Genomic DNA, 26,989 nt, shown 5'->3' on the forward strand with positions numbered 1-26,989 from the left:
TCAGGATGACATTAAGTCAGGCAACTATTCTGTTCAAGGTATCAGTAATCTACCTTCTAGGGAGTCCTATAGTCGGCACCCAACCGACTATAGGGTTCCCTAAGGGTAGAGAAGAGTTAAATTGTTATTAATAGGTAAAATAAGCTGACAAGTTTCAGATTCCGGAAGAATATAACTGGAACAAGATATGTTATCTTTTAGTCATAAATCCGACTTCATTAACCAGGATATGTCCTTTGGGTGTTATATCAAAGACCAATTCGATTATTGAGACACGCCTGAGATCAAAGTCAGGGTTCAGAGCATGCTGTTCTGCTAAATTAAAAACAAACAGCTGCTTAATGCTCTCGCCGTAAGGAGTAGGGTGGATCAGGTCGAGCTTTCCGAGTTTAGCTTCTATCATCGGTTGTAGCGGAGAAAAATCACTGAGCGGGAAAGAGATTATATTATTACGATGATCGGTCAATCTGATAGTGAAATCGATCAATTTGGGCTCTTCAGCTTCTGAATCCTCATCATCTTCTTCCTTTGGGGTCTGATCTATGTTATTAGAATCATGGTCGTTATCATTCTGGTTATCTTCTTCATTGTTTTCGATATCATTCTTCTCCTTGGCGGTGGGTTGATTACCAGTATCGGCAAGAGTTAAATAGAGAAACTGTTGTGAGTTATAATAAGAGGGGAGTTCGATGTTGTAGGAGGCGATGAGGGTATCTTCTTCAGCGTTCCAACCGAGATAAACGGCTTTAGAGTCCATGCTATAACCCTTGAGACGGATCCGTCTTTCATACCAATCAGTAAGATTATCCCCTCTGATGGTTCCATCGGCGATAGTAGTTGTAGTCAGATCGAGATCCTCGTCGAAGTTAGCGATTGGGTACATACCTGCTCTCTTGTATTGTTGCAGATAAATAGTTTCGGGTAACCAAGCTTGCGGAGCAGAGCGGTAATCGAGGAAGAGTTCTTCATATTCGGGAGCAAACATCAAAGTTCTTTCCAGAAAGGCAGTCATAAAGACCTTACCGATCCTCCGCTGATCTTCTCCACTGATCAGTTGTCCTAGGTTATAGTGATTGATATGCGGAGATGAGCTGTCTTTTCTACCCCAGACTGTGTTGAACTGACCATGATTAGCCCCATAAATGTAAAGAGTAGCTGCAAATCCTTCGAAATCGGGTGAAAAAGTGATCCGTTCAAACTGTCTTTGTCCGGAAAATGAAGTCACATCTGCATCATGAGAGCCGTGCAGAGCAAGATAATTGATGTCTCTGAGCGGAGTTCTGACGACAGATGGTTGATATTGGGCATCACAGGGGGCTATAGCAATTAAGGAAACGATAGAAAAATTATAATCGAATGCCAGAGATGCATCATCGGGGTAATAGGGGAGAGTGTTAAAGAGAGCAGCGTGAGCAATAGCTTCGCCTCCGCGGGAATGACCTATCAAGGCAATGTAGTCTAAATCAACCCGACGATAGAAAGGATTATCCGGTTTCTCTTCCCATTCCTTCCACTGTCTGATATGTTCCAGAAGCAACCAGCCTCGAGCATCGTTTTCATCGCTAAGACCACCAAAGATATCTGTAATAGAGCCGTTTATGAAGTTCTGATCGACAGAAACTGTGATCATACCGCGACTTGCCCACAATTCGCCTAGATAAGCATAACCGGGATCTGAGTATTCCTGAGCCAAATGATTACCGTGAACTATCAAGATCAAGGGAAAAGGTCCAACTCCATCAGGATACCAAACCCTACCATTGAGAGGTAATTCTTTGGCATCAAACCCAAAATATTTTGTGCGGAGATTACCGCTGAATCCCTTCCAGCTCGAAAGCATTTTTGAGCCGTCAACAGGTTGAGTTATCAATTCTGTATTTTCTCCAAATTCAGGGCGGTGCAGGTCTTTTCCACTCCCATAAGTCGTATAAACTACAGGGTAGTGACCATATTCCGCAGGATTGGGTAGTTCAATAAGAGCTGGTCGGTAATCGGTCTCTAAAGAAGCAATAAGCGGCATTTCGACTTCTCTGCCGGGATGAATGAGCCAATAAGCCCAAGCGATTATTGCTGCTAATCCGATCACAAGAAGCAGGTAATTAGCTATCCGATGGATAGTCTTCTTTCCAGCTTTTTTTTGTTTGATGATGATGTAGAGAGATATGCCAACCAAAGAAACAGAGGTAGCCAAATAGAGAAAAGTAAGTAACATCACCCCTGTATTGACAGAGAAGAGAAAGAGAGTGAAAATCAGCAGAGCTACCAGAGTAGTCCGGAAAAACTCCGGGATCTTGATGAGCAAAGAGATGATCAGATTAAAGAGCAATCCCGATAGTAGAGAGATCAGAAAGATCGTTATTATGAATGCTGCTGTAAAGAGTAAGCCGATGGGCTTAAAATATGGTGTTGCAACAACTATTATCACCAGAGCAATGAAGATAAAAATCAGTTTGGAAGCCCATTTTAAAGAGGGTAGTGAAGGGGTTAGAAATGATAGCACCTTGAGAATAAAGGTAAACAGAGCATAAAAGATCTTTTTAAACAACATAGTAACTCCTTTTATCCTATAGTAACCTTTTAGAATTAGTGCTTAAATGAATCAAGAGAAAAAATTTAGATTCCGAGATATTGCCAATAATCAGTTAGAGAATAACATCATAAAGATTAAAAGCTTGACGTTTAGGAGAAAAGAACTTATAATATCTATATATGTGTAAACTAACAAGTTATAGCAATATCCCGGAGGAAACTGTATGAAATCAAGGAGATATATCAAGAAATTTATTACACCTATCCTACTGGTTTTAGTAGCTTTTATGATCAGATATCTGATAGAGATGCAATATCTTTTTCCGGAGAGTATGCTAAATATATTGGCGAAATTAAGTTCTGTTCTTTTCATAGCAGGTATTGCCTGGGCGATAAATGTTTTTGTTAATATAGCCAAAATAAATCTTCTCAGTAAGTACGATATAGGAGAAGCAGACAATCTTAGGGCTCGTAAACTCTATACCCAATACAATATATTAGAAAAAATCATCTTCTTTATTGTTATTCTTATTGCGGTCGGGACTATCCTAATGCTTTTTGACGGTGTAAGAAATATCGGGGTCAGTCTCTTTGCTTCTGCCGGTATTGCAGGTTTGATCATAGGTTTGGCAGCTCAAAAGGCGTTAGGAACTATTTTAGCCGGCTTACAAATAGCGATCACGCAGCCGATCAGATTAGATGATGTAGTAATTGTGGAAAATGAATGGGGCTGGATAGAAGAGATAAATCTGACCTATGTTGTAGTCAGGATATGGGACAAACGGCGATTAATTGTACCATCAACCTACTTTATGGAAAAAACCTTTCAGAATTGGACAAGAACCACTGCGGAAATTCTTGGTACTGTCTTTATCTATACTGATTATACTATCCCCTTTGATTCCATAAGGAACGAATTAACGAAACTTTTAGAAGGGAATCCTAATTGGGACGGTAAAGTAAATGTCTTGCAGGTAACCAATGCGAAAGAGGATGTAATTGAACTGAGAGCATTGATGAGTGCTGATAGTTCTCCTAAAGCCTGGGATCTGCGTGTCTATGTGCGTGAAAAACTTATTGAATATATCCAGAGAGAACATCCTCAGTGTCTCCCCAGAACGAGAATAGTTATTGAAGAAAAGAAGTCGCAAACTGACTCTGTGACAAAAAGTTAAGGGGGATCTTATGTTTTAGTCAAGCACTCTAAAAGTTTTATAGCATCAGCTTGGGTTTTAAGCATATATCTGGCATCGGTATAGATCTTGCCTACTTTTATGGAGTAGGTATTATCAGGCAGCACTTTGAACAACTCTTCATCAGACCAATCATCACCGATAACCATAATAAAGTCATACTTCTTCTTTTCCAACCAGAACATCATCAATTCACTCTTATCGATCCCCGAATGAAATACCTCTACGACCTTATTCCCATGAGAAACTTGGATATTGAGATTGAGAGTTATAGACAATAGATTATCAACGAGCTCTTTCGATATATAAGATGCCTGTTCGATATCAGCTTTATGATAGTGCCAACTGACCGATAATTCCTTTTCTTCTATCATGGAACCAGGTAATCTGTCAGTATAGGTCTCCAAAACCGGAATGATCTCTTCTTTCCACTCGGTTGAAAAAGGTTTATGTAGCATCCATTCTGCTTCGTTTGCCTCTTTGATCCATGTTCCATGCTCTGCTGTAAGGTGTAACGGTATCTTCGCCAGATACTTATCCATGTATTCTTTGCTACGTCCGCTGTTGATTATTACATCAGTTTTCCCTTTAGCTGCCAGAGCTCTCAGAAGTATTTTTATTTCCGGAGTTGGTATTGCGTCCCGATAGTCTTTTGTCATAGGGATCAATATTCCGTCATAATTGAGAGCAATGAATCTTTTTTGGGCTTGCTGGTAGTCTGCCAATATCTTATTCTTTATCTTAGGAATGAATCTCTTTTTGTTGAATGAGGTGACGGATAATTGATGTATTTCCTGTAATCTGTCAATGAAGTCAGTAGCCCATCGGGTTACATTGTATCGTTTTAAACGTTCCTGCATGATGGAATTATAACGAACTTGTTTCTTTATAGGGATCTCAAGTGCTTCTGCAATTGCGTCGGCAATTTCTTCTATATTGTTGGGATTGATGATAATACTTTCACTCAACTCTTTAGCTGCTCCCGTGAACTCACTCAGTACCAAAACCCCCTTCTTATCAGTCAATGAAGCCACATATTCTTTAGCGACCAGATTCATCCCATCCCTTAGTGGTGTTAGTAATGAAACATTGCTCATCCTGTATTGTGCAATGAGCTCTTTATGAGGTAGCGAAGTATATTGATAGATAATAGGCGTCCAGTCAATACTACCATAATCACCGTTGATCTTTCCAACTAATTCGTCCAGGTTACTCTTGATCTTTTGGTATGATTGAACTCCGGTACGAGAAGGTACAACGATCATATTCATATAGACCTTTTTATGCCATTGAGGATTTTTTTTCAGAAAGAGTTCAAAACCTTCCAAACGGTTAACGATCCCTTTGGAGTAATCTAAACGATCTACCGAAAGCACGATCTTCATTTCATTCTTTCTTGGTTTCGAGGAACGAAATGGAGTGACATCCATATCGTGAAACTTCTCATAATCAATACCCATAGGAAAAGTACCGACTTTTACAATTCGATCATGGAATGAAATTTCTCCCATATAGCTTTCATAACCGAGGATACGGAGTACACACCGCAAGAAGTACTGCGTATAGTCGTGTGTATGAAAACCGATAAGGTCAGAACCGAGAAGCCCTTTCAGGATCTCACTTCGTGGCTCTTTGGGAAGAGTACGATAAACTTCGAAGGCGGGGAAGGGGATATGCAGGAAAAAGCCGATGGGATTATCGATTTTCTTTCTTAAAAGAGCCGGCAGCAACATCAGATGATAATCATGAACCCAAATTATATCATCGGGCTGAATAGCTTTTAAAAGTTCTTCACAGAAGATCTCATTCATCTTTTTATAAGAATCCCAGAATTCCATATCGAACTTGGTATAGTTGAGAAAATAGTGGAACAGCGGCCAAATAGTTTTATTGCAGAAACCGAGATAGACCTTATCCATCAAAGATTGAGAGAAAAAGACCGGTGCTGCCTTAAAGATCTCTTTGACTTTTTTACTGATCAGCTCTTCATCTGATCTATCTATCGACATGCCGGGCCAACCCATCCAGAGAAAATCATCTATTGTTGACTTTGTTCTCTCTAACGAGTTGAGATAATCAGTCAAACCAGAGACCAAACCACCGGCACTTTTTGTTAATTCATAACGGTTATTCTTTTTACTTACTGCTACAGGTAAACGGTTAGATACTATGAGTAACCTCATGAGAATTACCTCCTATAGTTTAAACTCCTTTGTATCGTCCTTCTTTAAGAGAAATACTTTATCTCTGAATCCGATCTTTACAGGGTTAGACCAGCCCTTATCAAATTCGAGTCTAAGTTTTTTATGATTGATAGTGAGATTGATCCAGTGTCCACGGTAATGGACATGAAATTTCATCGATTTGATATCATCCGGTAATGTCGGTTCTAACCAGAGAATGTTATCTCTGATATCGAGACCCGAATAACAACGTTGGATCAGATCCATCGTACCTGCCATAGCTCCCAGATGAATACCCTCATGGGTTGTGCCACCCTGAACATCCTTAAAATCACTCATCAAGGCACTCTTGAAACTCTTCCAAGACTGTTCCCGATGAGAACGGGCATAGACCCAAGAATGAATGACCTGACTCAGCGTAGAACCGTGTGCTGTTCGTTTCTCATAATATTCGATATTTTTTGGTATCGATTGTGGATCAAAATCATAGTTCAATTTCTTGAGTATCTTTTCTAATTCGGAAGAGGAGAAAATGTAAAAGAGCATCAGAACATCTGCCTGTTTAGAAGCTTTGTAATGGTTAGGTGAATCACCTTCGCTTTCCAGAATACGGTCGAGCCGGAGATGTTCGCCATATTTCTTATGATAATGATCCCAATCGAGTTCTTTGAGTTTTTCGAAACCCTCGAATTGCATGATTATATCACCATCATAAAAGGGAACATACATCTTCTGCGTTATATCTTGCCATCTCTGTAGATCACTGTGAGTAAATCCTATCTTCTCCGCCAAGTCATTAGCACAGGTATCATCAAGGATATTGAGCAGCTCTAAAGCGTGTTGTAAAACCCAAACAGCCATGATATTGGTATAAGCATTGTTATTCAGACCCGGCTCTTTAGTACCCGGATAATGGGTATGATACTCATCCGGACCCATCACATTATGAATTTCATAACGGTCTCTTTGGGGATTATAATGAGCTAAACTTGACCAAAAGAGGGCAGTAGCAATGATAATTTCAGCACCGTGAGCAACGAGGAAATCCATGTCGTCGCTACATTGGTAATAATGCCAAACATTCAAGGGAACTGCAGCATTGATATGATACTGCAGATGAGAAACATCGGGTAACCATCTACCTGATTTGGGATTGAGATGCATCTTTTGAGTCTCTTCACGACCGTTACTGCCGCTCTGCCAAGGGAAGAGAGCACCTCGACACCCGATCTCTTTTGCCATCTCATAAGCTTCCGTTAATCGGCGATAACGATACATGAGGAGTGATTTAGCTAATTCTGGTTGATGCAGATTGATAAAGGGTAAGATATAGATCTCATCCCAGAAGATATGACCACGATATGCTTCACCATGCCAGCCACGGGCGGGAATGCCAATATCATAACCTATACTGTTCTTGGAAACCGTCTGATAGAGGTGGAAGATATGAAGGCGTAGAACAAATTGATCTTCAAAATCAGCATTTATCTTGATATCATTATACTTCCAGATCTGTGACCAGGAAATACAATGCTTAGCAGCGATACTTGAAAAGGTAGTCAGACGCTGAATTTTTGTTTTTGCTTCTGTTAACGGGTCACTGATGGCGAAATCTCTCGAAGTATAAAGAGATACGAGTTTCTCTATCCTTATCGGTTGCTGTCTTGAGCATTTGATCTGAAAATCACCAGCAATGAATCCTTTTTTGTTGATTACTTTATGCTTTGTGGACTGCTTTTTTTCCTTGATATAGATATTGGTTTTTGCTGCTTGTGTCATGAGTATTTTTGATTGTTTCGTTCTGCTGATAAGGTAGATACTGTTGTCGAAGAAGGCATCCTTTTCTAACACCTCGATATGACCCTGATTGAGTTCCCGATAACGTGCAACATTATTATTAATGATATCACCATCGATACCTGAACGAATAGTTATCTTACCAGACCAGTTTTCCGGGATGATCTGCCATTCTATAGCAGCTACATGATAATCATTCATACTGACTATTCGTTTACTGATTAGGGTTGTCTCTCTTTTTTTGCTGTCACGAAAACGTATTTTTCGTAATAGATATCCTGCCTCCAGATCGAGAGTTGTAGTATATTCAAGAATCTCAACGTCAACAAGATCAAGCCACTTACCATCGCCGATCTTGAAGGTTAAGAAGAGCCAATTTGGCCAGTTTACAAGATCTTCATTTTCGATCTCTTTCTTCTGGATGACAGATTTCAATCGATTATAACCTCCGGCAAGATAAGTACCCGGGTAGTTGAAATCGTTATCCCGATAAAACTCCAGAGCAGCTCGTGTTGCGAAATACCCGTTACCTAATGTACATAATGCCTCTTGCAGAGGATGATCTTTCTTATTCCATTCTTCGTACTCTATTGTCCAACCTTTCTTCATAATTTATTCATTCCCTTTCTTGTTTTTATGTATCTCAACTATCTTTTCAAAAAACTCTTTGACCTGAAAGACATTTTTTAGCGAATAATTGGCAGCAGTTTCTTGTCCATGGCTTCCGACCATAATACCTATTCCTTTGTCTTTGAGTGCTTTAAAAGCATCTTCATCCGTTATATCGTCACCGATAAAGATAGGTAAATACTTGCTAGAGTCATCTAATCCGAGTTCTTCTAAAATCCAGAAGACAGCTTTGCCCTTATGCCAGTCCAGATCTGGTTTTATCTCTACCACCTTCTTGCCTTCTCCCTTTTTCAAGCCCTTGTTGTTCTTAATGATCTTATCTACTACTTCGTAAATATAAGGGATATCTGATTCTCGGGCATTACGATAATGATTCGCAATGGCGTAGCGCTTTCTTTCTACCTGGACACCTTCTGTTTTATCTTTGAATCTATCAACTAGTTCTTGTTCTATCTTATCGAGTAACTGAACTATCTCACCGGCTTTCTCATGTTCTTTCTTCATACCATCAGGACCAATTATATCGTAACCGTGACTACCAGCATAGATAAGATTATCGAGTTGCACTAAATTCTGTATGTCTTTGGTATCTCTTCCTGTAATAATGGCTACAGTAAAGTTGTCTGCCAGTTCTTTCAAGGTCTGTTTCATTTCTGGAGATATCTTGGCATCTTCCGGTCTGCTAACAATGGGTGTTAGCGTACCGTCATAATCGAGAAAAAAAACAGGTTTGCTGGCAGAAATACTCTTAAATATATCGGTCTTTTGGGTGAATATCAACGGCTTGGGAATATCAAAGTACTCAGCTATCATGGGATTATCGAAAAGGTCTAAATCAGCGAAGTTATTGATAATTATGTCAGCTCCGTTAGCTAAGAGAGCATCACCATTGTTGAATCTATTTACTCCTACCACTAATCCGAAATGACCTCTTTGACCCGCTTCTACGCCCGAAATAGCATCTTCAAAGACAACCCCGTTTTCCGGAGAAATATTTAGATACTTAGCTGCTTCTATAAATATATCCGGATTTGGTTTACCCTTTAAATGACGCTGTTCGGCTACTACTCCATCTATTCTAACATCGAATAGTTTGTCTATTCCAACCCGTTTGATGATCTTTTCACAATTTTTGCTGGATGATACTATTGCTGTTTTTAATCCTAAATCTCGCCATTGTTTTAGCTTTTTGACAGCATTACGATATGTTTCGACTCCGTTCTTCTCTATCATCTCATTAAATATTTGATTCTTTCTGTTACCTAGTCCGCAGATAGTTAATTTATCGGATGGATCCTTCTTATCCCCATACGGGAGTTCTATATTTCTCGATTTTAAGAAACTCCTAATACCTTCATAGCGTGGTTTCCCATCAATATAGATTTTATAATCCATGTCGGTCATTGAAGTGGTATCAAATTTCTTATCATCTACGGTAAGTAGATATTCATCAAACAACAATTTCCAGGCAGATTTATGAACTTCCTGCGTCTGGGTTAGCACTCCGTCTAAGTCAAAGATCAAACCTTTGATTCGTTTTGTTAACAATTCTCTGATATTCTCTTTCATGATACTTTTTTAGACACCTGCCCGTGCCCATTATAACCTCCGTTTTCTTTTTTTTAGGTTGTTTGTGGACTACTTAGAAGTTAGTGTTCTTGCCACAACATAGAATCAAATTTTTAACTCGTTTAGAATTTTTTCTCTTTAACAACATAAGTGATATAACTTTACCGACAGGTTTCTGATGTGTCAAGAACTTATTTATTTTTATATATAATGTCTGTTTGAATAAAATCTTGCTTAACAAAAAAAAATCATAGAGGATGAAAGCACTATTTTTTATCAACAAGTTATTGTAAGACAAACTGAATGAAGTCTTGCTGTTATGAAAGAAAAAAGTTAGAATTCTATACAGAATAAGTAATAAAGAATGAATTTAAAAAAGGGCTTATCTGCTTTGATTTCTTGCAGATCGATATTCTTGTTTATAGGTTCTACCGATTATTAGTACTTTGTGACCTATCCGGGCATCCTGAAATACTCTGTACATATCGTCCCTTTCCAGAGCTATGCAACCATGAGTCCAGTTTCTGCGAGTAGCCGGTCTGTTATCATGAGCACCACGGGTATGAATACCGATGGCATCACCTAAATTCGTACCTCTGATACCACCGTCAAATGTCTCCAATCCCTGTAATATTCTTCTCTCTTCAGCCGGAGTTATCAAGCCATCACTTAAACCCCTTTCCACATCGAGATGATTGGGATAACTAATCTCCAAGAAGTATTTGTAGTTAGCTGAAGCGTGTTTATCATAGATAAAGTATTCACCTTCCGGTGTTCTCCCGTCACCTCTTCTCTCTTTTCTATTTACCGGGTCGAAGCCGAGAGCGACATGTACCGGAAACCCTTCTTTCATTTCTCCGTTTTCGTAAAGGTATAAATTTCTGATGGTCTTATCGATCACTATGAGCCTTTCTTCAGGATTTGTAGCAACAAAGTTGTTGATTATCTCTTGGGAGAGACTACTCGCATAGAGCTTGGTTGAACGAGGGTATCTGACTAAAAAGTAGTTATATACTCTGCGGGCAAAAGCTCTGGGGAGAGACAGAAGACGATTATTATTATTGAAAGTGATAATAGCTGTCAGTAAAGTAATTGTTAGAAATAACAAGAGAAAGAGAGTGAAGATAATGACCTTTCTTTTCTGTGATCTTCTTGCTTTCATAGCTTAGTTTTTTGCCTTGAAGATTGCCCTGATAATCGATACTAATCCCTGGATCAAGAACAATCCTGCTATCCAGTAGTAAAGAAACTCTTGGTAAGTTAGAACTAAAACACCAACTAATACATAAGCTAATCCTGTGAAAAGAAAGCTGAGTCTCACATTAACCTTCATCTTCTTGATCCCCCTTATAGGTTATAAAAATGGTGACGTATTCAATACCCTGTATGAAGAAGATTATCGATATCCAGTATCTTAAAGTTTGCGGGTAGAAGAAAATAACGATAGCAACAAAGATGTATAACAGACCGGTAAAGATCAAACCGGTTTTTTCTGGTTTACCTGTTTTTTGGCTTATATAATCAGCTAAATTAAGAAATGTATTGTGCTTCAGTACTGAACTCCAGAAAAACGATTGGGTCTTTGACCGGACAACATTATCCCTCACACTCAACCAAAAATCGTGGAAGAAGACGATATTGAGAAAGATCCCGGCTAATAGAAGGGTCAGCAGATATGATAGTTGACTAAAATAATCTCCCCAAGTTAAAAGCAGTCCGATCTCATCAAAGAAGAGTCCTAACCCGACACCGTACATCATCGCCAGATGCTTTTTTGATAAACTATTTGTCCCAACCAGAGATAACCAACCAGCCAGAGCTATCAAGGCAAAACCGATGTAAAAATGGTGGATATGATACCCGAATAAGATAATATTCCTGCCGATATAGAAATCTACTCCCGGCATTTCACCCATCTTGGCTGCCTGAGCAAATTCAGTATTAGCTGCACCGGCTAAAAATACACTCAAACGGATAAAGATAAATCCGGCTAAGTAGGAAAGTGTTATAATAAAGGGGATCTCTTTTGATTTCTTAACCATACTCTTCTTCTCAGATATCATTTATCGATTTTTGCCTTTTCCCATTTACCTTGTTTATATATGATCAGAGCAAGTGTAGCTGCTAATATATTACTAAACAACATTGACCACCAAAGTGCATCATAGGGATTATCTGCCAGTGGGCTTGATAGCTTATTGAGAAAATCTTTAAAGAATCCTCTCTGAAGAAAAGGTAATTCCATTAATTTACCTGAGAGCAGATAGACCATTGGTACTCTTAACGCCCAGAAGCGAACTAAATTAAACATCATTGCTGACATGGTCTGTCCTGAGCCGTTAAATACCCCCATCAGTACAAAAAGCACTCCGAAGAAATTGGAAGCTACAGCAATGATCCTAAACATACGACGACCTACCTCGATAACCTCCGGGTCATTAATAAAGAATCTCGTTAATTCAGCTCCGAAGAGAAACATCAAAATACCACCACTGATCATGATCATCATAACAAGAGAGAAAGTATGCTTGATACTTCGATAAACCCGTTTGATATTATTGGCACCCAGGTTCTGTCCTACTATAGCAGCCAAACCATGACTTAACCCCATTGCAGGCATCATGAACATGCTGACCATTCTGTTGCCTATAGCATTGACACTAATAACTACAGTTCCGTAAGAATTAACGAAACCTTGTAAGATAAGAAAACCAAAGCTGATCAATGATTGGGATATCGAAGCGGGAAGGCCTATCTTGAGAATTGCTCTGATATAATCAAAATTGGGGATAAGCTCTCTTCTATGAGGGATGAATTGTGGTGTTTTCTTGGTGAAATAGATGATACATAGGAGGGCTGTTAAGAGGCGACAGAAGAATGTAGCGTATGCCGCTCCCATAGCTCCATAACTTGGGAAGATCCACCAACCGAAAATAAGAAAGGGATCTATGATAACATTGAGTGTCAGTGTGATGATCTGTATCTTCATCGGTGTTACCGTATCTCCCAATCCATGATTAAAGCTCTGATAGGCGAGGAAAAAGAACATGAAGAAGATACCAATGATCGTTACTTGCATATAGTTACGGGCTAACTCGAAAACTTCTGGTGGTGTTTGCAATAGTTCTAAAAGAAAATTTAGCGAAGAAAGACTTATCAAGATAAAGAGGAGAGAAATAACGGAAAAAACAAGCATGAATTGTCCGGTTACTTCTCTGATCTTAGTATGTTCCCCTGCTCCTCGAAATCGGGAGATCATAGCTACACCGGCAATAGATAAACCCATGCCGAATGAGGCGAAGAAGAAAACTATCGGGAAGGCAATACCGGCGATAGAAACAGCATTTCTTGCTCCTTCTCCCAGCTTACCTAACCAGAAAGTATCAGCCAGATTATAAAAGGTCTGCATGAAATTGGAGATCATGATCGGAACAGATAGTTTTAAAAGGTTTTTGATATGACTACCTTGTGTCAGATCAAGTCCGGCAGTTATTTCCTCCATGTCGCTTCCCAAATTATTTTGCACTACAAATATTTTCTTTCACTGATTATGTCAAAGAGTAATCTAAAAATTGATCAATCTGTTGCTGATTCTTTAACATATACTTCAGTCTGTGCCTTATGTCATCCTGAGTAACAATATACTGTGTCATCTCGACTGAAGAAAGGATCACGGAAGTGGATCTTTACTAACACCACATTTGTCATCTCGACTGGAACGAAGTGAAATGGAGAGATCTCATCGGAGACTAACTTATGATTATTATGTTCTTTCTTTTGTGTCGACAAAAGAAACGAACCAAAGAAAAACTCCCGGCTCTACAATTAACGGTTAAAAACCTTCTCGACTCTGCATCTTTCGCTAAACTTCTCGCTTCACTTGTCAAACAGTAGCTGCGAAGCAGATTCTCGTACAGTTTTCTTAACACCGTTATTTGTAATGCCGGATGATCTATTCCCACCCGCCACCCAAATGGAGCGAAGCTCCATAAAAATATAAGTTGTCATCTCGACTGAAGAAAGGATCACGAAAGTGGATCTTTACTAACAGCACATTTGTCATCTCGACTGGAACGAAGTGAAATGGAGAGATCTCATTACCGACCCACTTCAAATATGAAATCAAACTCGCTATTCCAATATTAGTGATGAGATATATCGATTACAATCGAATTGACAAAAAAAAAGAAAAGAGCAAGCAAAGATGAGACATATACTTCAGTCTCTGACTTATGTCATCCTGAGTGATTCAGCTCTTTTGCTGAATTGTATCGAAGGATGAATGATCTGAAAAGGTTTTCTTTTTACCTTCACCCTTTTTTATTGAATCCTATAACTTATCATGCAATTGAGCCCGACTATACAAACCGAATATGTTATCATGTCTTACAATCCCCAATTACCTTTTCAAAGACAAAAAAAGAAAAAGTAAAAGTTAAGGGGAAATCCTACTGACTCGGAACCCTAAGTTGTTATCAATGTAAGTAGCATTAAGTTCGATACCACGATAAGTAACGGTGCAATAGTAGCCACTACTCCTCCAACAGCCGCCACGTTTCATACGTCTGAGACCACTAACGGGACCTGTTGGATTAGTATAAGCTCCTGATGGATAATTTTCCTGTGATATATCCCAACACAATTCCCAAACATTACCACTCATATCATAAGTCAACAATTCATTAGGAGCTTTAGTTCCTACATCGTGAGTTCGATTACTGGAGTTATTTAAATGCCAGGCAACTTCATTAAGATTATCACTACCACTGTAGAAATAACCTTGTGTTTGATTACCTCCCATAGCGGCAAACATCCATTCCATCTCTGTTGGTAATCTATAACCGTTAGCTGTCCAGTTGCAGGATACATTAATATGATTGGCATTGCTTGTATCCCAAACTGAAGGCCAGTTATCGGGATCTGTACCATAGGTACTGTAACTGTATGCAGGAGTTAGTCCTTCCAGCATGCTGAGACGGTTACAATACTCTATCGCATTGAACCAAGAAACTCTTTCCACTGGACGGTCGGGATTATACCCCCAGTAGGAAGGATTGGTACCCATGACAGAAGCATACTCTGCTACGGTAACCTCATATTTTCCAATATAATATGATGACAGGGTTACAAGATAATTACCTCCGTCAGGACTGAAGCTTCCACCTTCGACAAATACAAGATTGTCTGCTATTGTTTGAATAATATAATCGGCTACAGCTATATCACTTTCCAGCCAGCCCGTCTTATATGCCCTCGCTTTGATAGTAGTGTTTCCGTCTATCATTATCGGATCTGAATATACGGGTGATATCTCGTTAGGATCGGTGCCATCGGTTGTATATCTTATAGTTGCTCCCTCCGTAGTGCAGGTAATTGTTACCGTCTGCGGTGCATCGTATGTCCCACCAGGCGGATCAAATGTCGGGGTTGCTACAGTTTCAGATGGTAGATCTTCTTCTATGGTATAGACTGCAGTTGCTATCTGACTTGCATCCCAACCATTTTTAAACCCTTTGGCAATTAAGGTAGTATTCGTAGACACAATGATCGGAGTGACATATACTAATGATGATTCTGTTGGTTCAGTACCGTCTGTTGTGTATTTGATTACTGCTCCCTCAGTCTGACAAGTTATAGTTACTTCCTGAGTTTCTGTATATGTACCCCCAGCAGGACTGAATATTGGTGTTGCTACCTGTTTCTTCGGTTCTGTAGAATCTGAACACGAATTGATTACAATCAAGACTATTAGACAGGCTAAAATAAATACTAAACTCTTCTTCATCCTTTCCTCCTTTATTTGATTTGTTAAAATCGATTTTTTACTTTACCAAGACCTCAACATGACTTGTCGGAGTAAGTTCTCGGCTTGTACTATCATTATCTAAGCAAGCACGAATTTTTCTATCCCCTCGGAGAAGAGGAGAACAGTAGAGCAAAGCAAAACTAAAAATACTAGGTTTTTCATAAAACCTCCTATCGATTCTAACCTATTCTCCGATATGTAATAACGTCAATTTTTTTTTGATCTTGCTTATTTTTCTGAGATAAATCTGAGGAATTGGCTTTTTTATGGTCGCTATAAAGTACTATTAAGTCAATAAAGAATGCCTCAGACATACTCGGTTTTTGCAAGTTCTGTCCCCTACGATACAATTCTTGGTAGGAAAAGCAAGGAGCCACTCCAAGAATCACTCAGGGTGACAGCAGTCTATGTTATGAAAGGTGTGTCATCTCGACTGGAACAAAGTGGAATGGAGAGATCTCAACAGAGACTAACATCAAACACAAAAACACATTTCACCTTAAAGATTCTGAGGGATGTATTTGTTATAAAATCGCTCACAGATATCCCATAATTCAGGGGTCAGGATCTCCTGTATCTTATCTACTATGGCTTGATCAATTTTACCGTAATATGCTTCGGCAATACCACCGGCTATACAAGCCAGAGTATCACTATCACCACCCAATGATATGGCATTTCGAATAGTATCTTCATAAGAGTCGGCATCGAGGAAAGAGATTATCGCTTCCGGAACTGTTCCCTGGCAAGATTCATTAAAACTATAATAGGGTCTGATCTCATCGACAGTCCGAGTCAGGTCGTAATCAAAACGTTCTGTGATTTCTTTTCTGATAACTTCCTTATCATGAGTATTTCTTGCTAAGAAGATGCTTAAGGCAGTTGCTTGTGCACCCTTGATCCCTTCAGGATGGTTATGTGAGAATTCGGCAGATCTGGCTGCTTCTCTCAATACTTCGTCAATATCGTTATAAGCAAAGCCAACGGGACTGACTCGCATTGCTGAGCCGTTACCCCAACTGTTATATGGTTGCGGATCAGCAGAAGCGAGCCAATGAATAAATGAACCACCATAACCGGAGTTAGGATATTTTCTGCCAATTTCTAATACAGCTCTCTTATAGTCACCATCACTCAAGATAGCTTGAGCAATGGCAACAGTAAGGACTGTATCGTCTGTAAAAAAACATGTAGAATGGAACAGAGGGAAATCTTTTGTTTTGATCGGATCAAACTCATAAACAGAACCAATAATATCACCGGCGATAGCACCGAGCATCTTTACCTCCATCTTTTATTATTAACAAACAGAGTAATTATTCTAAATCTGATCTGATCAGATCGAGAGTGAAATTTAGGACAGTGTCCTTACCGGAAGCTAAATCTTCAGAAGTTTGTTCTACATGATAATGGGGTTTAACACCTTGGTAGAGGTTTTCCTCATGGTTTGTTCCGATGAATGCTTTATGAGATACGAAATATTGCAGACCGGTATTGGGGAGCGAAAAAATGTATAGATCACCAAAACACTTGATCATACCTCCCGTCTCTTCCCCTATTATAACGGCAATATCATAGTATTTAATTGCTGCGGCAAAGTCTGAAGCACTCGAGAAAGTAAATGGTCCCGTCAGGAGATAAACCTTCCCTTCGTATCGGAAAGGATTAGGTTCGGGAGTTTTCTCTTCTATTGGAAAGGTATAAAGTGTTCCTATAGGTGCTTTTAATACTTCATCCCATTCTTTATAGATCTCTTTGATCTGTTTACTGATCTTGATCTCTACTGCAGAATATAGGGTAAAAGGTTCGGAGGTGAGATAGTTAAGAAATGCATCCCCTAAGAGCGAATTACCTCCGCCATTATTTCTTATATCAATGATCAGATGTGAAATATCTTTTTCTTGAATTTGACGGAAAGTATCTGCTAAAAACTCATTGAACTTCTCTAATTCGATAAAAGAACAGAAATCTATAAAGCCGACATTCAGGTCCTCTATGATCTTGAAACTGTAAGGTTTTTCTTGCGTATGAGAGATAGCCGGTGTATCTTCGAGAGTTATTCCCTCAATTGTTGCCGATCTTAGATCATTTTTTTTAACACACAGAAATTCGATCATAAAATCATTTTTTAAGTTATATATAGTCCAAAGCAATATATGAAATACAGTTTCGAGTCTCTTTTCTCGAAATGATATTCTCTCTCCACTGGAATAATCGAGCATTCTAGTGATAATTTCATCCATTCTGAGACCATTGATCGAGAGGATTTCTGATCCTGCTATGATCTCCAGATCATTAAATGTATGATCAGTAATCAGTATTGCTCTCTTATCACGGATGTTAACTTTCAGCGGGAAAAATTTGCCACCCTTTTCCAAGAATTGATTCCACCCATCTCTAGGTATTCCACCACCTGTATGCCCATCTCCCAGCATAGTAATGATAGGAGTCGCTTTCAGGAAAAAATCTAACCGGGTGGTTGGTTCTTGTAAATCTGATTTGACTTTTTCCAGCTCTGCTCTGACTGTTTTTTCTGGAGTAAAAGCGAACAGATCAGGATGTACTTCTTCCATAGTTTGGAAAAGGAAATTCAGGTCTTCGAGCAACTCTGTAGGTGAATAGAGTTTACCAATCTCATCTTCGGGAATACCAGTCTGAATTATTGAGCTAGTACTGCACCCTGTGGTTAAAAGTAATATGATAAAACAAAAGACTAACAAAGAGAAAATGATGGATCTCTTTCTTAACATCAGAACACCTCAATCTTTTTCTTCTTTAAAATGCTCTTTTAGAGAGTCGATTCTATTAGTTTTGAGTAGTTCAGAGGTGTCAAATATTTTTGTAGTTTCTTATCTATTACATTTTAATGTTGAAACATGTTATGGCTTAAAGAATATGATGTTATCCATGTTCCAGAATGTAGTCGAGGTATCTCAGAACTGATGTTGGGAAAGCAAGTATGATCTTAGGTTTATTGTTGGTCGGTTATGAGGTCTCTCCATTGCGAAAGACTCACTTTCGTGATTCTTTCTCCAGTCGAGATGACAAACTTTTTATAATATAGACTACTGTCACCCTGAGTGATTCTTGGAGTGGCTTCTTGTTTTGGCTTTCCAAGAATTGTATCGAAGGGGACAGAACTTGCAAATCCGAGTCTGTACAATGTATCCTTCGATACATTCTGTCCTATGCAGAGCAAGAAGAATAGGCCAGAACACTCAGGATGACATATGATAGTAGTTTAAAGTCGTCAATACTGTCCTGAGCTTGAAGAAGGCTCGGAAGCAGCCACGAAGCCAACGAGGATGTTGACTTCGTCGAACTCGGAAGCAGCCACGAAGAAGTGTTTTCCTCGGTTCGATACAATTCGGAAAAAGAGCCGAATCACTCAAGATGACAATTTATGGTTGTTTAGACTCAGGAATGCGTGGAGATTTATACTACTTGACAATAAGATACGTGCAATTAATGATAAAAAAAGGAGGTTGCTATGAAAAAGAACTTATTACTATTATGCGGTCTACTCACTATTACTTGTTTCTTAATGCTTTTTGTCGGTTGTTCAAGCAGCGACGGAGATTCTTTCTCACTTGACGATATGATAGGTCCTGAGGGTCCTGACTTGGCAGATTTTGATTATTTTATCAGTATTGAATACTGGGACTTCATAGGTGACTTCACAAAACAAGCTGTATATTCTGTATATATCGAAACTACAAATCCTGAAGGTTTCCTTGAAGAGATAAATCTCATGATCGATGGAGAAGAAGTTGCTCTCATTTACAATGAATTCCATGAAGATTATTCAGCAAATATTACTCTTGAGCAAGGAGTGACTTATGATTTCGTTTTAGTGACTGAATCAAAGAGCTATTCAGCGACTTTAATGACACCATTTATCCCATCTGTTGTGACATTTCCCGATGAACTAGACTATGAAGTCGATCAAACTATTAGCTGGGTCTTGCAAGAAGACAACAAATATCAGTTAGTTTCTTTCACTTCAATTTTCTGGGATGAAGATGTTATTGATACCTCATCCTACATAAAGGTTATTGAACCATCTGACAGACAACATACTATTCCTGCCAATTCAATAGTGTCTTTAGGAGTGGAATCTAATTTAGCGATGTCATTAGCTCAGATAGATTTTGTAGCTAATAACCGATTATTAGTAGCTGCCAGAGCAATTAATCAGAAGGATAATTTTGAAGATTATGCTATAGAAAAGATGATCAAGCAATCAAGAGAAGAACTTATCGAGCTTATTAAAAGCTTACAGTAGCTTTAGACCTTTTTTTCCCAGACACTAAGTGTCTGGCTATCTTATACCATACCCCTGTGTGGCATTAAAAATACCCGGAGCGTAAGCGATGGGTGATATATGATTACCTGAGGTTTTTTAACCTCAGGCATGGGGCATAGTGCCATTTGGAGGAGGGTAGGCTTGTAACAATTAATTAAAGTCATTTATCTTGACAGTTAAATCTCAGAACCGAATCTACTTTTCATAAAAAACTATACCTAAGGAGTTCTTATGAAGTTTCTCGACATAGCAATGGAGAAAGCAAGATCTTTAGGTGCCGATTATGCTGATATCCGCATCCAAAAAACTCAAACAGAGATCATCTATTTGCGCAACATGAGTCTCAAGAATACCTCTCTGCATGAGCTTTACGGATACGGGATCAGAGTATTCAAAAACGGTGCCTGGGGATTTGCTCACAGTAATGTTTTTAATGAAGATGCTGTCGTTAAGACGGTTGAAAGGGCTTATGCTTTAGCAACCCAATCTGGCAGATTAAAGTATGGAGACGGCTTGAAATTGGCAACAGAAAGGGCTTATATCGATACCTATCGTACACCTTGGTGTATTGATCCCTTCACAGTTCCATTATCTGAAAAGGTTGAAATGATGCTGGAGGTCAATAAGACGCTACTTGGTTATGAGGCAATCAAAAGGGCAATGTTCATGCTGGAGTGCACTAAAGACGAAAAGCTCTTTGCTTCTACATTAGGTTCCCGCTTAGATCTAACTAATCTCTATATTGAACCTGCTTTTACGGCTACTGCAGTCACTGGTGATGATAGTCAATCCCGCAGTTTCAGAGATGGGGGAGTAGCTGCCGGCTGGGAATATATCAATAATCTGAATTTAATAGAGAAAGCTGAAAAGGTTGCCGAAGAAGCCATCATGAAAGTCAATGCCGATAGTTTAGGGGCTGAAGAGAGAAGAACCCTTGTTCTTGATCCTATTCACATGTCTCTGACTATGCATGAATCGGTAGGACATCCCACTGAATTAGACAGAGTATTGGGCTGGGAAGCAGATTTTGCGGGGATCAGTTTTGCAACTCCGGAAAAGCTCAGTAACTTCCAATACGGCAGCAAAATAGTCAATTTTGTCGCTGACAATACCCTCCCCTGCGGGTTAGCTACGGCAGGTTATGATGATGATGGAGTACCCAACCAGAAATGGTATATCGTTAAGGATGGTATCTTAAGAGAATACGGAACTACTCGTGATACAGCTCCTCTTCTCAATTTAGGAATGAGTCGTGGATGTAACAGAGCGACCTACTACTTTGATTTCCCTATCAATCGCATTCCCAATTTATATCTGGAACCGGGGAAAGTGGAACTGTCTCCTAATGAACTAATAGCTGACTGTGATGATGCCATCTATATTGAAGGACAGGGAAGTTTTTCCATTGATCAGCATAGAGTGAATTTCCAGTTTGGTGGTGATATGTTCTGGGAGATCAAGAAAGGGAAGAAAGTCAGACCGTTAAAGAAGCTCATCTACAAATCAAATAATCCAGAATTTTGGAACAGTGTCGATGCTATCTGTGATCAACGATACTTCAGGACATTCGGTGTCACCAATTGCGGAAAAGGACAACCGGGTCAAAGAGGAAGAATGACTCACGGAGGTGCTACAGCACGCTTTCGTAACATCCGGGTAGGAGGTTCACAATGAGAGATGAATTGAAAAAAACCGGCGAGATCATCCAGAAGCTATGTAAAGCAGATGACTTTACTTTAATTGTTTCTCATAATCAAGATATTCACACCCGTTTTGCTCAAAATGGAATCACTCAACATATAGACGGGAAAAATCTCCAGATTCAACTCGAAGTTGCATTTGACAACAAGACCGGATCAGCTTCTGTTAATCAGCTTGATGAAGATAGTTTAAAGAATTTGGTCGAAAAAGCTGAACATATTGCTCTGTTAAATAAACCCGATCCCGAATATGTTCCTTCAGAAAAGGCACATCCGTTAAGAGATTTGATCAAACCTTCAGCAGCCACTTTAGAGTTACAAGTGGAGCAATTGGTCGATGGCATAGAAAAGTGTATTAAAAATGCCCAAGCAAAAGAAGCAAGGGCATCGGGTATCTCAGAACGGAGCATAGTAAAGAAATATATGCTTACCAAAAATGGATTCGAAGGTTATGACGAGAATGCTTCCTTTGCCCATTCCATGACTATCAAAAAAGAGGGGATCGAAACAAAGGTTTCCGGTTCTGTCACCGATTATGCTCAGTTCTCGATGGAGCAGATGATTGAGCAGTTAAATAATCAATTTGATTCTCTGAAAGAACCGCAGACTATGGAAAAGGGTAAGCTAGCTGTTATTATGAGACCGCAAGCCGTTGTCCAGTGGCTCTATTATCTGATCTGGACATTTCAAATGCGGGAAGCAGATGAAGGAACTAATCCCTATACTGATCAGATGGGTAAACAATTTTTCGGTGAGAATTTCAGTCTCAGATCGGTAGTCAGTAACCCCAAGATATCTGCTCCTCTGTTCAATAATAACGGCATTCCCACGAAAGATATTACTTGGATTGAGAATGGTATTATCAAGAATATGCAAGCGGATCGTTATTATGCTCGTCAGAAAGAGATTGAACCCGCTTCGATATTCAATATCTATATCGAAGGTGGCAATACAAGTGAAGAAGAGATGTTGCAAAAGGCAGGACGGGGAGTTATTCTCAATAATCTCTGGTACATCAGACCTATCGATATGAAAAAGGGTGAATGGACCGGCTTGACTCGTGACGGAGTACTCTATTTCGAAAACGGTAAGATCCAACATGCTGTCACTAATTTCCGCTGGAATGAGATCTTGCACGATGCTACTAAACGGATCTTAGCACTCGGTCCGATGGAACAGGTCGAACACAACGCCTTTGTACCCTCGATGCTGATCGATAATTTCAACTTCGTTGATGTAACGACATTTTAACTTCAAGGATGAAAGCATATATCAGAAGCAAGAAAAAAAACATCCACTGATGTACACAGATTAAAAAACAATCAACACTGATAAATTCATTGTAGGGGCGGTTCATGAACCGCCCTTTTAAATAGAACACGGATCTGACGGAAAAATTGGATTGAAAAGGATTTGTTATCATATAGAACTTTTCTGTGTCATAAACAATAGTAATGTCAAAAGCATGAAGGATATGAAGGGGATATTTCTGAATGTAGAGATTTCATAACGGACTGTTTCGAAAAAAAGCGAGCAAAGAAAAGATTATTACTAACAGATAATTATAACGAATGATTGACAGGCATTGAGAGTAAAAGAAAAGTAAAAAAACACGAGATAGAACAGAATTGAATAGGGAAGAGGTTTGAATAGACTATGAAAGATTATGCCGAATTGTTCAGTATAGAAGAGGGGTATATAGCCCTCAATCATGGTAGTTTTGGAGCTTGTACGAAAGAGGTGATGCAATATTACATCGATCTGCAAAGGCGCATGGAGAGTCTGACTACCAGGTTTTTCTCGATAGAACTAAAACCTTTGATCATAGATTCTTTGAACACTTTAGCTAAATTCGTTAACGCTTCTCCCGATAATCTCGTTTTTGTCAGGAACGCTACAACTGCTGCCAATTCGGTGATCAATTCATTACCTTGGGAGAAGGGTGATGAGATCGTATCTGTCAATCTCATTTATGAAGCATGCAGACATCTATTGAACTATCTCTCTGAGAGCAAAGGGGTCGTGCAAAGAATAGTTCAGCTTCCTTTTCCAGTGAGCAATGAAGAGGAGATAGTAAACGGTATCATGAGTCTGGTTAATAATAAAACCAAACTCGTCTTTCTCGATCATGTAACGAGTGAAACGGCAACGATCTTACCGATAGAGAGGATCATTAAGCAATTAAAAGTCCATAATATCCCGGTTTTTATTGATGGTGCTCATGCTCCGGGCATGATTCCACTTGATCTGGAAAAATTAGCTCCTGATTTCTATACGGGGAATTGTCATAAATGGCTCTGTGCCCCTAAAGGGTCGGCTTTCTTATATGTCTCTTCTGAAAGACAGCAAGATATGATCCCCACCGTTATCAGTTTCTTTTTCCGCAGAGGGGATACTCCGCAAGAACAGTTCTTCAATTCTTTTTTCTGGACAGGTACTGCAACCGATTATCTGGCCTGCTGTTCAGTAAAACCGGCTATCGAGTATCTTGATAGTATAATAGATGGTGGCTGGCAGAAAATTATGGAACGCAATCGACAACTTGTTAAAAAGGGGAGAGAGATCATTAAAGAAGTTCTTAAACTCGATCAATATACACCCGATGAGATGACCGGTTCAATGGTAACATTCAAACTCAATTCCAAAGCTGACAAAGATCCCAACACCAATGCAGATAAACTGCTTATCAAACTGCTCGATGAATGCCGGATAGAGTCTTTTATCGCCACTCTCTATCAAACCGATGAAAGAATCTTAAGAATAAGTGCTCATCTCTACAACAAAGAGAGTGAATATAGCAAGTTAGCCGACTGTTTGCTTAAACTCGGCTACGGCTCCCATAGATGATCAAGTTGTTTCAAGCCTATTCTTGAATCGTTACGATAGTAATGGATTGAAAAAAGACTTTCTTTCTCTAATCGACTATATACTATTCAATTGAGGGATTTACTTTGTTAAACGACTATCCCATAACTGCTAAATCTAAAAAATCCTGATTTGATGAGGGTTTCCTATCATCTACTTCTAGGAAGGAGCGTAGTCGGCTAAAGCTGACAACGCTACTCCCTAAAAGTAGAAGAAAATTTTATTGATCAGTGAGCAATTTTACTAACATTGCTCTCATCTTTCTCTTCAAAACTATTTTATAAAACCTTATATACTGAATAATGAATGATTCTGGTTCTTGTAGTAAAGGTAACTATTCAGTAGAAGCTACTACTCTATAAAATTTCTTTTGCTCGGTTAGCATCTGCGAATAAGCCGGTTCACCAACAACAGCGATCTCTTGCCAATCCTCAACGTAAGGATCATCAGATGCATAGATGATGTATGTGTTAACTCCTACAATAGCTTCCCAGCTTAAGTTGACCATGTTATCTGTTATCGAGATCTCCACATTATGTGGAGGAAGAGGATTAAAATAAGCGATCGCAAGGTCTATATCGGCATTAAACACGAAACATATTTCAGCATCATAGAATTCTTCACTATCTAATGTCCAATTGTGAAATACCCAATCCTCAGCGGGTACGGCGAGAAGTTCAACATACTCTCCCAGGCCATAAAGAATAAATGCGGGATATTCATCTAACTCATAACTGTTCAGATGTACAGTTCCTTGACCAATAACATCAACCGAAAATCCATAATCGACAGCAATAAACATTAAACTGATTTCAATATCATCTATGCACCAATAATTGATATTAGCTGAGTCACCTTCAAAAACCCAAGCCAAATAGATAGTCTCTGATCTTACCTGTTCTAAATAGATAAAACTCGATACTATTTCTGGTCCCAGATTACTATCCTGATCAATAACTGACCAGGTATCAGTCCATTCTAATCCATCAGTTGAATATTGCAGTTTAAGAGTATAAAGTCCACTATTATGATCTACATAATGCCTAAACTGAATTTCTAACCATACTTCCATATAGTCTGAGTTTTCGATGCTTTCATAGACAAGTGGTGGAGTAACAAGTTGAAATTCACCTGTTATAGACGGAGTTCCTGTAAAACTCATCTCTGGTGATATGCCACCGGCATAATTTGTGTTAGTTACACCCCAGTTAGATACATCACTTGTCCAACCTAATGGTATTTGACCGGTTGGTGTGTTATCAAATGATTGAGAATATGGAAGTAGTGATTCTCCCAGTTCTTGCCATAAGAAATAAGGATAGCCATCATTAATACTATAATCAATATCAGCTGACCATAAATCATCAAAATCCCAATCAACATAAGTATTTAAGGCATATGGGTAAGTCATTTCTTCCGTAATTCTACCAATACCCCCAGAACTTGATGATTGTCCGGATGTTTCTGTGTTCCAATAGCTGTTAGTTACGGTGGAACCCCATTGATATCCTACCAAACCACCGACATATCCTTCCTCTCCACTCACAATTCCCGTGCTATAGCTGTTATGAACAGTGGCATTTCCAGATTGTCCTCCCACCAGACCACCGACATCCCAAACTCCGCTCACATTACCTGTGCTATAACAGTTACTGATGGTAGGATACCAATATTGATACCCCACGAGCCCCCCGACATAATATACTTCAAATCCACCGCTCACATTACCCGTACTGTAACTGTTCATTACGGTGGAATAAGCACCTGCTTGGGCTCCAACAAGACCGCCGAGTTTGTAACCTGTTCCACTTATATTAGCTGTACTATAACTGTTGCTAACGGTAGCCATACTCTGCTCACCCACAAGACCACCTATACACATATAACCTGAGATATTTCCAGTGGTGTAGCAGTTGTCGATGTAAGTAGAAGCAAATTGATATCCTGTAATGCCACCGACGTAAGAATACCCGGTTATATTAATGTTCGTCAAACGAAGGTTCTGTATATATACTCCGGCATTCATGTAACCAAATAGTCCTATATAATTTGTTGTTGGTCGATTGATAAAAAGACCGTCAATTTTGTAGCCCAGTCCGTTATATGATGCACCAGTAAGATAATTATCGCCATCTGTTCCTATTGGTATCCATCCTTGTCCATTAAACCAAGTAACTGTTTCCGAGGCATCAATGTCGGCTGTCTGGATAAAGTAGCTTGACCAGTGAGAAGGGTTAACAGCTATCCAATAGAGGTTTCCCAATGAAGATATTTGATAAGGATTTGTTTCTGTTCCATCTCCTATTGACGGTGGTACTGCTGTCTGAGATAAGAGTAATGATGAAAGTAAAAGTAAAATGAAAAGCACTAATAAACGTTTCATAGTAACCTCCATATATTAGATATAAAGT

The 26,989-nt window shown here is 39.2% G+C and carries 17 protein-coding genes; 5 read left to right on the plus strand and 12 right to left on the minus strand.

Annotated features, from left to right (window positions below):
- Window positions 1-190: 190 nt before the first annotated feature.
- Entirely contained in the window at window positions 191-2,548 is a 2,358-nt protein-coding gene (locus K0B81_03390; GenBank protein ID MBW6515646.1) for an MFS transporter, read from the minus strand.
- A 205-nt stretch (window positions 2,549-2,753) separates the two neighbouring features.
- Between K0B81_03390 and K0B81_03395 the strand changes: the two genes are divergently transcribed.
- A complete protein-coding gene (locus K0B81_03395) occupies window positions 2,754-3,704 on the plus strand; it encodes a mechanosensitive ion channel family protein (GenBank protein ID MBW6515647.1) in 951 nt (316 codons plus the stop codon).
- 8 nt (window positions 3,705-3,712) lie between these two features.
- Here the strand turns inward: K0B81_03395 and K0B81_03400 are convergent, their stop codons facing one another.
- From K0B81_03400 to K0B81_03445, 10 genes are all read right to left on the minus strand, one after another.
- On the minus strand, window positions 3,713-5,905 hold the full coding sequence (locus tag K0B81_03400) for a bifunctional alpha,alpha-trehalose-phosphate synthase (UDP-forming)/trehalose-phosphatase (protein ID MBW6515648.1): 2,193 nt from the start codon (window positions 5,903-5,905) through the stop codon (window positions 3,713-3,715).
- Window positions 5,906-5,917: 12 nt separating this feature from the next.
- Complete coding sequence (locus tag K0B81_03405) at window positions 5,918-8,311, minus strand: glycoside hydrolase family 65 protein (GenBank protein MBW6515649.1); 2,394 nt, start codon at window positions 8,309-8,311, stop codon at window positions 5,918-5,920.
- A 3-nt stretch (window positions 8,312-8,314) separates the two neighbouring features.
- Window positions 8,315-9,901, minus strand: coding sequence for a trehalose-phosphatase (gene otsB, locus K0B81_03410; protein MBW6515650.1), 1,587 nt, complete (start codon window positions 9,899-9,901; stop codon window positions 8,315-8,317).
- 382 nt (window positions 9,902-10,283) lie between these two features.
- A complete protein-coding gene (locus K0B81_03415; protein ID MBW6515651.1) occupies window positions 10,284-11,063 on the minus strand; it encodes a L,D-transpeptidase in 780 nt (259 codons plus the stop codon).
- 3 nt (window positions 11,064-11,066) lie between these two features.
- Window positions 11,067-11,234, minus strand: a complete 168-nt coding sequence (locus K0B81_03420; GenBank protein MBW6515652.1) for a hypothetical protein — start codon at window positions 11,232-11,234, stop codon at window positions 11,067-11,069.
- Window positions 11,224-11,964, minus strand: a complete 741-nt coding sequence (locus K0B81_03425; protein MBW6515653.1) for a hypothetical protein — start codon at window positions 11,962-11,964, stop codon at window positions 11,224-11,226. The genes K0B81_03420 and K0B81_03425 overlap by 11 nt, the downstream gene beginning before the upstream one ends.
- Entirely contained in the window at window positions 11,961-13,403 is a 1,443-nt protein-coding gene (locus K0B81_03430; GenBank protein MBW6515654.1) for an MATE family efflux transporter, read from the minus strand. Before K0B81_03430 ends, K0B81_03425 begins: the two co-directional genes overlap by 4 nt.
- 933 nt (window positions 13,404-14,336) lie before the next feature.
- Window positions 14,337-15,686, minus strand: coding sequence for a chitobiase/beta-hexosaminidase C-terminal domain-containing protein (locus K0B81_03435; protein MBW6515655.1), 1,350 nt, complete (start codon window positions 15,684-15,686; stop codon window positions 14,337-14,339).
- A gap of 520 nt (window positions 15,687-16,206) precedes the next feature.
- Window positions 16,207-16,986, minus strand: coding sequence for an ADP-ribosylglycohydrolase family protein (locus K0B81_03440; protein MBW6515656.1), 780 nt, complete (start codon window positions 16,984-16,986; stop codon window positions 16,207-16,209).
- A gap of 37 nt (window positions 16,987-17,023) precedes the next feature.
- On the minus strand, window positions 17,024-18,457 hold the full coding sequence (locus K0B81_03445) for a hypothetical protein (GenBank protein MBW6515657.1): 1,434 nt from the start codon (window positions 18,455-18,457) through the stop codon (window positions 17,024-17,026).
- Between the two features lie 740 nt (window positions 18,458-19,197).
- On the opposite strand from K0B81_03445, the gene K0B81_03450 reads away from it, so the two are divergent.
- The 4 genes from K0B81_03450 to K0B81_03465 all read left to right on the plus strand — a co-directional run bounded on the left by K0B81_03450 (window position 19,198) and on the right by K0B81_03465 (window position 24,560).
- Complete coding sequence (locus K0B81_03450) at window positions 19,198-19,992, plus strand: hypothetical protein (GenBank protein ID MBW6515658.1); 795 nt, start codon at window positions 19,198-19,200, stop codon at window positions 19,990-19,992.
- A gap of 252 nt (window positions 19,993-20,244) precedes the next feature.
- Complete coding sequence (locus tag K0B81_03455) at window positions 20,245-21,687, plus strand: TldD/PmbA family protein (GenBank protein MBW6515659.1); 1,443 nt, start codon at window positions 20,245-20,247, stop codon at window positions 21,685-21,687.
- Window positions 21,684-22,964: a TldD/PmbA family protein gene (locus K0B81_03460; GenBank protein MBW6515660.1), complete on the plus strand. Its 1,281-nt coding sequence runs from the start codon at window positions 21,684-21,686 to the stop codon at window positions 22,962-22,964. Before K0B81_03455 ends, K0B81_03460 begins: the two co-directional genes overlap by 4 nt.
- Before the next feature lie 405 nt (window positions 22,965-23,369).
- Entirely contained in the window at window positions 23,370-24,560 is a 1,191-nt protein-coding gene (locus K0B81_03465) for an aminotransferase class V-fold PLP-dependent enzyme (GenBank protein ID MBW6515661.1), read from the plus strand.
- A 352-nt stretch (window positions 24,561-24,912) separates the two neighbouring features.
- Here K0B81_03465 and K0B81_03470 read toward each other — a convergent pair whose 3' ends face one another.
- Window positions 24,913-26,961 (minus strand): hypothetical protein, encoded by a 2,049-nt coding sequence (locus tag K0B81_03470; GenBank protein MBW6515662.1) that lies wholly within the window; start codon window positions 26,959-26,961, stop codon window positions 24,913-24,915.
- Between the last annotated feature and the right edge of the window lie 28 nt (window positions 26,962-26,989).

The sequence above is a fragment of the Candidatus Cloacimonadota bacterium genome, from assembly GCA_019429305.1.
In the GTDB taxonomy this organism is placed as follows: domain Bacteria; phylum Cloacimonadota; class Cloacimonadia; order Cloacimonadales; family JAJBBL01; genus JAHYIR01.